Raw genomic sequence first — 6,260 nt, 5'->3', positions numbered from 1 at the left:
GTCGGCGGGCACGCGCTCCCGATCCCGTCCGCGACCGCCCAGCCGCCGACGCACCGGCCCGGGCACGAGCCGCCGCCGTCCGTCCGGCCCGAGGCGCACGAGCGACGCCACCACGACGATCACGAGCGCCGTGACGAGCGCGATCTGCCACGCCCACAGATCCGGCGCGAAGAGCCGCAGCGCGAGCGCGCCCACCACCGCGAACCACTCCGCGCGGCCGGTCATGGCGATGAACGGGATCAGCAGCAGCGCGTACCAGGAGTAGCGCGGGCTCACGGCGAGCAGGGTCACGCCGATCATCACGACCTGGCCGAGCCACGGATCGGCCGGGTCGGTCCTCCACCAGACGAGGCCTGCTGTGACGGCGAGGATCAGCGCGACCACCGGCAGCCCGAACCCGTCGGGCACGAGCAGCTCGACCAGCGGGAAGGTCCCGCCCGACTCGTAGCCCTCCTCCTGCAGGTAGCCGGGCAGGTAGCCGAGCACGCCGATCCCCGTGGTGATCACGTACGGCACGTACAGCACCGCGAACGTGACCACGGCCGCGACGATGACCTTCCACGGTTGCCGGCGCAGCAGCGCGGGCGCCGCGATCACCGGGATCAGCTTGGTCGCGATGGCCGCGCCCAGCGCGATCCCGCCGCGCCAGCGCCTGCCCCCGGCGACGAGGATCGTGGCCGCCAGCGCGAGGAGCGCCCCGAGCGCGTCCACGTGCGAGTTGGTGACCACCTCGCTCGCCACCAGCGGGCACCAGCCCCAGAGGGCCGCCCACCAGATCGGCTTGCCTCGGCGCCGCAGCGCGCGCACCAGCAGCAGGGTCACGGCCGTCTGGATGAGCACGCCCGCGACCTGGAAGGCGATGTAGCCCACGCCGTCGGGGACGACGGCGCGCACGCCCGCGAAGAACATCTCGGCGGCCGGCGGGTAGATGGTCGGCACCTGCGGGCGGTTCAGCGCCGTGCACATCGGCGGGCCGCCGCCCGTCTCGTACAGGCCGAGGATCCGCCGGCCCTCGCAGCGCCACGTGCCGTCGTCGAGGAACACCGGGGCGGGGTACAACCACGCGGGTCGGATGTCGCGGAGGTCCGGATCCGCGGGCGTGTGCAGGTACGGGGACGTGCCGTGCACCTGGACGATGCCGTCCCAGGCGTAGCGTGCGGAGTCGGTGCTCGTGTTCGGCGGACCGGCCATGGCCGCCAGCGCGAGGATGAGGGAGCCGGACACCACGATCAGCGCGGCGTCCTCTCGCCTGACCTTCCGCACCAGGAGCACGGCCGCTCCGAAGAGCACCCAGAGCACGACGACGATCCAGAACAGCGGCGCGGCACCCTCGCGGCGGAAGAAGGCCTCGTCGTCGGACGCTCCGAAGAGATCGAACGCGACCACCGACCATCCGGTGAGCGCGGCCATGACGACCAGGACGAGGACGGTGAGGGCGGTGCGCACACCCCATTGTGTCGTCGGCGGCCTCGACGTCCCCCGACCGGCGCGGACCATCCGCCCACGAGAGACCGGGACGACCCCATGCGGACACTGATGCACGAGGCGAGGCGGCGGCTCGCGTCGCCCGCGCGCACCACCCGGCTGGCGGTCGTGATCGGCCGGCTCCTCGGCCTCGCCTTCCTGGTGTGCTTCGCGACCGGCCTCTACAGCCACTTCCTGCAGGACCCGCTGCCGTGGATGCGCTTCCCGACCGCGCCCGTGTCGCTCTACCGGGTGACGCAGGGGATCCACATCACGGCCGGCATCGCCTGCGTGCCGCTGCTGCTCGCCAAGCTCTGGATCGTCTTCCCCGAGCTGCTCACGTACCCGCCCGTCACCGGGGTCGTCTCGTTCCTCGAGCGCGCGTCCATCGCCGTGTTCGTCGGGGCGTCGCTGCTCGAGGTGGCGATGGGCCTCCTCAACACCTTCCAGTGGGTGCCGTTCCCCTTCTACTTCCGCCAGACGCACTACGCGCTGGCGTTCGTGGTGATCGGCTCGCTCGCGATCCACATCGGCGTGAAGCTGCCCGCCATCGCCGGGCACTGGCGGCGCGGGCAGGCGGACGAGTCGCCCATCGTGGAGGCCGACGACGCGCCCGCCGAGGCGACGCCGACCCGCGCGCCCCGCGGCGTCACCGGTCGCGTGCTCGCGTGGATCGACGACACCCCCGTCACGCCCACCCCGGTCGCCCGTCGCGGCTTCCTCGTCGCGGTGGGCGCGTCCGTCGCCGCGGTCGTGGGGCTCACCGCGGGCCAGTCGTTCCGCTTCCTCTCCCCGTCCAACGCCTTCGGCCCCAGGGTCATGGGCACCGGCCCGCAGGGGCTGCCCGTCAACCGCACGGCCGAGGCAGCCGGCGTCACGGAGACCGCCGTCGACCCCGCGTGGACGCTCACGGTCTCCAACGGATCCGCGTCGCGCGCCTTCACGATGCAGGACCTCCGCAGCATGGAGCTCGTGACCGCGACGCTGCCGATCGCCTGCGTCGAGGGGTGGAGCCAGTCGGCGACCTGGCGCGGCGTCCGGCTCATGGACCTCATGGACCAGGTCGGCACGGACCCGGGTGCGCGGCTGCGCATCACGAGCCTCGAGCAGAGCGGCGGGTTCCGGCGCACCGAGATGGGGCCCGAGTACGCGCGCGACCCGCTCACCCTCGTGGCGCTCGAGCTCGACGGCGCGCCCCTCGACATCCAGCACGGCTACCCGGCGCGGATGATCGCGCCCGGGCGTCCCGGCGTGCTGCAGACCAAGTGGCTCTCGACCCTGGAGGCGATGTGATGTCCGGCACCCGACGCGATCCCGCTGGCCGCGGCGCTCGCGGCGTCCTCGCGGCGCGGATCGCCCTCATCGCGATCGGCGTCCTCGTCCTGGCGCTCGGCGTGCGGACGCTGCTCGAGACCCAGCGCACCGACCAGGTCGTGGGCGTCGCCGTGTTCCTGCTGCTCGCGATCCTCGTGCACGACGCGATCCTGTCGCCCGTCGTCTTCGTCGCGGGGCTGCTGCTGCGGAAGGCGGGCCGGCGCCTGCCGCCGGGTTCGCTCGTGATCCTGCAGGCGGGCGTCGTCGTGATGGCGGTGATGACCCTGGTGGTCGTCCCCGAGATCCGGGCCCGGGCGATCGGCAACGACAACCCGACGATCCTCATCGCGGACTACGCGCCGCGCCTCGCGCTCATGTGGGTCGCCACCGCGGTGGCGACGGCCGTGGTCGCGGCGCTCTACGCGCGCACGAGGCGGCAGAAGGACCGGCCCTCGGTCTCCCAGCACTGAACGAGCTCGAGACCGGCGCCGGCGGCCATGCGCGCGACGGCGTCGCGGCCGACCTGCGCCCACGGGAACGGGTCGCTCGCGTGGCCCTGGCCGTCGTCGACCGTGCACTCGAAGGTGCGGTCGCGGGCGGGATCCGGGTGGGTCTCCACCACGAGAGCGCCCCGCTCGTCGAGGAGGTCGCCGCAGCGCGCGAGGAGCGCGGCCGCGTCGCCGCCGATGCCGATGTTGCCGTCGAGGAGGAGGAGCGTGCCCCAGCCGCCCTCGCGGGGCAGGCGCTCGAAGACCGAGCGGTGCAGGACGGGGAGTCCCTGGCCCGCGGCCAGCTCGACCACGGTGGGGGAGACGTCGATGCCGAGCGCGCCGAGCCCGGCGTCCATCGCCGCGCGGACCATGCGGCCTGGGCCGCAGCCGATGTCGAGGACGGGGCCCGCGGCGTCGGCGAGCAGGCTCGCGTCGACCGCGTCGGCGTCGGCGCTCCAGCGGCTGATGTCGATGACCTCGTCGGTGTCGTCCTCGGACGCGAGCGAGAGGAAGAGCACCTCGCCGGAGTCGCGCAGGGCGCGGGCGTAGGGCTCGCCGCCACCGGATCCGAAGGTGCGGTCGCGCGTGCTCGCGCGATCCTCGGGGTGCTCGACGGCCAGGCTCATGCGGGGTCCTTCTGCGGTGCTGCGGATGGAGCGGTCGCGCCGCGGGAGTCCGCGGCGGTCATCAGGGTTCGGAGCGCGGCGGCGAAGCGATGGGCGGGCGCCGCGGCTGCCGCCTCCCGGGCGTCGTCGACCGTGTCCACGTCGGTGAGCTCGGGCAGCATCGCCACGTCGAGCCCGGCGTCGATCAGGCGGGACAGCTGCACGGCTCCGGTGTCGTCGCGCGACATGGGCACGCCGCGGACGAGCGCGCCGTCCGGATCCCGCAGGCCGAGCGCCCAGAAGCCGCCGTCGTTCGCGGGGCCGTACCAGGCGTCGGGGCCGCGGGCGCCGTCGGCCCAGGAGTCGAGGACGGGTCGGATGAGCGCGGCGGTGAGCTGCGGCGTGTCCATCCCGACGAGGAGCACGGGGCCGTCGAGCGCATCGAACATGGCTGCGAGCCGCTCGTCGAGGTCGCCCGCGACCTGCGGGATCACGTCGTAGCCGGCGGCCTCGGCGGGCGGGGTCTCGCCGTCGAAGAGGAGGACGCGGCGCTCGGGCGCGGCGTCGTCGACGGCCTGGAGCGTGTCGGCGAGGGCGGCGGACGCGAGCTCGGCCGCCTCCTCGAGCGTGAACGGCGGGTGCAGGCGCGTCTTCACGCGGCCCGGGATGCACTCCTTGGCGATGACGACGACGGCGGTCACGCGGATCCCCCCGGGGCTCGGTCGGCGCCGGCCGCGGCCGCTCGCGCCTCGGCCAGCACGCGCGACATGTCGCGCACGGCCGTGACGGTCCCGCGCGCGGTGCCGGTCACCTTGGACCGCCCCACGCGCGGCGCGTACGGCATGTCCACCTCCAGGATGCGCCACTTCGCCGCCGATGCCCGGAGGAGCATCTCCAGCGGATAGCCGCTGCGCCGGTCGAGGATCCCCAGTCCCAGCAGCTCGGTGCGCCGCCCGCAGCGCATCGGGCCGAGGTCGTGCAGCGGCACGCCCGTGATCCGCCGCAGCCGCCGGGCCAGCTCGAGGTTCGCGATGCGCGCGTGCAGCGGCCAGGCGCCGCGCGCCGAGGGGACGCGGCGGCCGAGCACGAGGTCGCGCTCGCCGTCGCGGACGGGATCGACGACGCGGGGGAGGAGCGCCGGATCCATCGATGCGTCGGCGTCGCAGAACGCGACGAGCGGCGCGGTCGCCGCCTCGAGCCCCGCGTGCGCCGCCGCCCCGAACCCGCGACGCGCCTCCGTCACCACGAGGGCGCCGTGCGCGCGGGCGACCTCGGCGGAGCGGTCGGTGGATCCGTTGTCGACGACGATCGCGCGGTACCCCTCGGGCAGGCGGGAGAGGACCCAGGGCAGGGCCTCCTCCTCGTCGAGGCAGGGCAGGACCACGTCCACGAGCGCTTGCGTCATCCTGCGAGCCTAGGAGTCGGCGCCTGCGCGCAGCCGCCACGTGCCGCGCGGCGTCCCGAGGGGTGACGGCTCGCTCGCAAGCCGGACAGCCCACGGGTCCCGCCCCAGGGAGCGCGCATAGTCTGACCGGGTGAGCCCCACCATCGATCCCGCGCGCGCCGATGCCGCGCGCCCCGACCCCGCGCGGACCGACCCGACTCGGCCGGATCCGCTCCGCGGCCGCCGCATCCTCGTGGTCGAGGACGACCCCACGGTCAACGAGGTCGTCTGCCGCTACCTCAAGGCGTCGGGCTTCCAGGTGGAGACGGTCGCCGACGGGCTCGAGGCCGTGCGCGTCGCCACCGAGCGCATGCCCGACCTCGTCGTGCTCGACCGCATGCTGCCCGGCCTCGACGGCCTCGAGGTGTGCCGCCGGATCCGCGCCCACCACCCCGAGTCGCCCGTGCCCGTCGTGATGCTCACCGCCCTCGGCCAGGGAGAGGACCGCGTCAACGGCCTCGACGCGGGCGCCGACGACTACCTCGCCAAGCCCTTCTCCCCGCGGGAGCTCGTGCTCCGCGTCCGTGCCGTGCTCCGCCGCACCGTGCCCGAGGCCGTCCCGGAGCCGCCGTTCGTCGCGGGGCCGTTCGTGCTCGACCTCGGTGCGCGCGAGATCCACCAGGCGGGCGTGATGCTCTCCCTCACCTCCCGCGAGTTCGACCTGCTCGCCTTCCTGCTGCGCAACCCGCGCCGCGTGTTCGGGCGCGACGACCTGCTCCGCCAGGTGTGGGGCTGGGAGATCGGCGACCTCTCCACCGTGACGGTGCACGTGCGGCGCCTCCGGGAGAAGATCGAGGCGGATCCCGCGCACCCCGTGCTCCTCGGCACCGTGTGGGGCGTCGGCTACCGCTTCGACCCGGAGGCCGCGACGCCCGTCGCCCCGACGCCTGCCGCGGCCGAACCGGCGGAGCCCGCCGAGCCCGCCGCCGAGCCCGCGCCGCC

At 74.7% G+C, this 6,260-nt stretch carries 7 protein-coding genes; 3 read left to right on the top strand and 4 right to left on the bottom strand.

Annotated features, from left to right (window positions below):
- On the bottom strand, nucleotides 1–1,446 hold a 1,446-nt coding region (locus DZG00_RS11025), incomplete at its 3' end, for a glycosyltransferase 87 family protein (RefSeq protein WP_119455622.1).
- Between the two features lie 78 nt (nucleotides 1,447–1,524).
- Here DZG00_RS11025 and DZG00_RS11020 point away from each other — a divergent pair.
- Both DZG00_RS11020 and DZG00_RS11015 read left to right on the top strand, forming a co-directional pair.
- Nucleotides 1,525–2,757, top strand: coding sequence for a molybdopterin-dependent oxidoreductase (locus DZG00_RS11020; RefSeq protein ID WP_119382521.1), 1,233 nt, complete (start codon nucleotides 1,525–1,527; stop codon nucleotides 2,755–2,757).
- Complete coding sequence (locus tag DZG00_RS11015; protein ID WP_119382520.1) at nucleotides 2,757–3,248, top strand: hypothetical protein; 492 nt, start codon at nucleotides 2,757–2,759, stop codon at nucleotides 3,246–3,248. Before DZG00_RS11020 ends, DZG00_RS11015 begins: the two co-directional genes overlap by 1 nt.
- Here the strand turns inward: DZG00_RS11015 and DZG00_RS11010 are convergent.
- Genes DZG00_RS11010 through DZG00_RS11000 form a run of 3 tightly spaced genes read right to left on the bottom strand, consistent with a single transcriptional unit; the run spans nucleotide 3,197 to nucleotide 5,279 of the window.
- Nucleotides 3,197–3,895, bottom strand: coding sequence for a class I SAM-dependent methyltransferase (locus DZG00_RS11010; RefSeq protein ID WP_119382519.1), 699 nt, complete (start codon nucleotides 3,893–3,895; stop codon nucleotides 3,197–3,199). The two genes, DZG00_RS11015 and DZG00_RS11010, sit on opposite strands and share 52 nt — an antisense overlap.
- Nucleotides 3,892–4,575, bottom strand: coding sequence for a TIGR04282 family arsenosugar biosynthesis glycosyltransferase (locus tag DZG00_RS11005; RefSeq protein ID WP_119382518.1), 684 nt, complete (start codon nucleotides 4,573–4,575; stop codon nucleotides 3,892–3,894). The genes DZG00_RS11010 and DZG00_RS11005 overlap by 4 nt, the downstream gene beginning before the upstream one ends.
- Nucleotides 4,572–5,279 (bottom strand): glycosyltransferase family 2 protein, encoded by a 708-nt coding sequence (locus tag DZG00_RS11000; protein ID WP_119455621.1) that lies wholly within the window; start codon nucleotides 5,277–5,279, stop codon nucleotides 4,572–4,574. Before DZG00_RS11000 ends, DZG00_RS11005 begins: the two co-directional genes overlap by 4 nt.
- 130 nt (nucleotides 5,280–5,409) lie before the next feature.
- Between DZG00_RS11000 and DZG00_RS10995 the strand changes: the two genes are divergently transcribed.
- A partial coding sequence (locus tag DZG00_RS10995) for a response regulator transcription factor (protein WP_304650936.1) occupies nucleotides 5,410–6,260 on the top strand: 851 nt, incomplete at its 3' end.

The organism is Clavibacter lycopersici, from assembly GCF_003576405.1.
GTDB lineage: Bacteria > Actinomycetota > Actinomycetes > Actinomycetales > Microbacteriaceae > Clavibacter > Clavibacter lycopersici.
The sequence above is the reverse complement of the archived record's forward strand: the minus strand, read 5'-3'. Positions and strand labels throughout refer to the sequence as shown.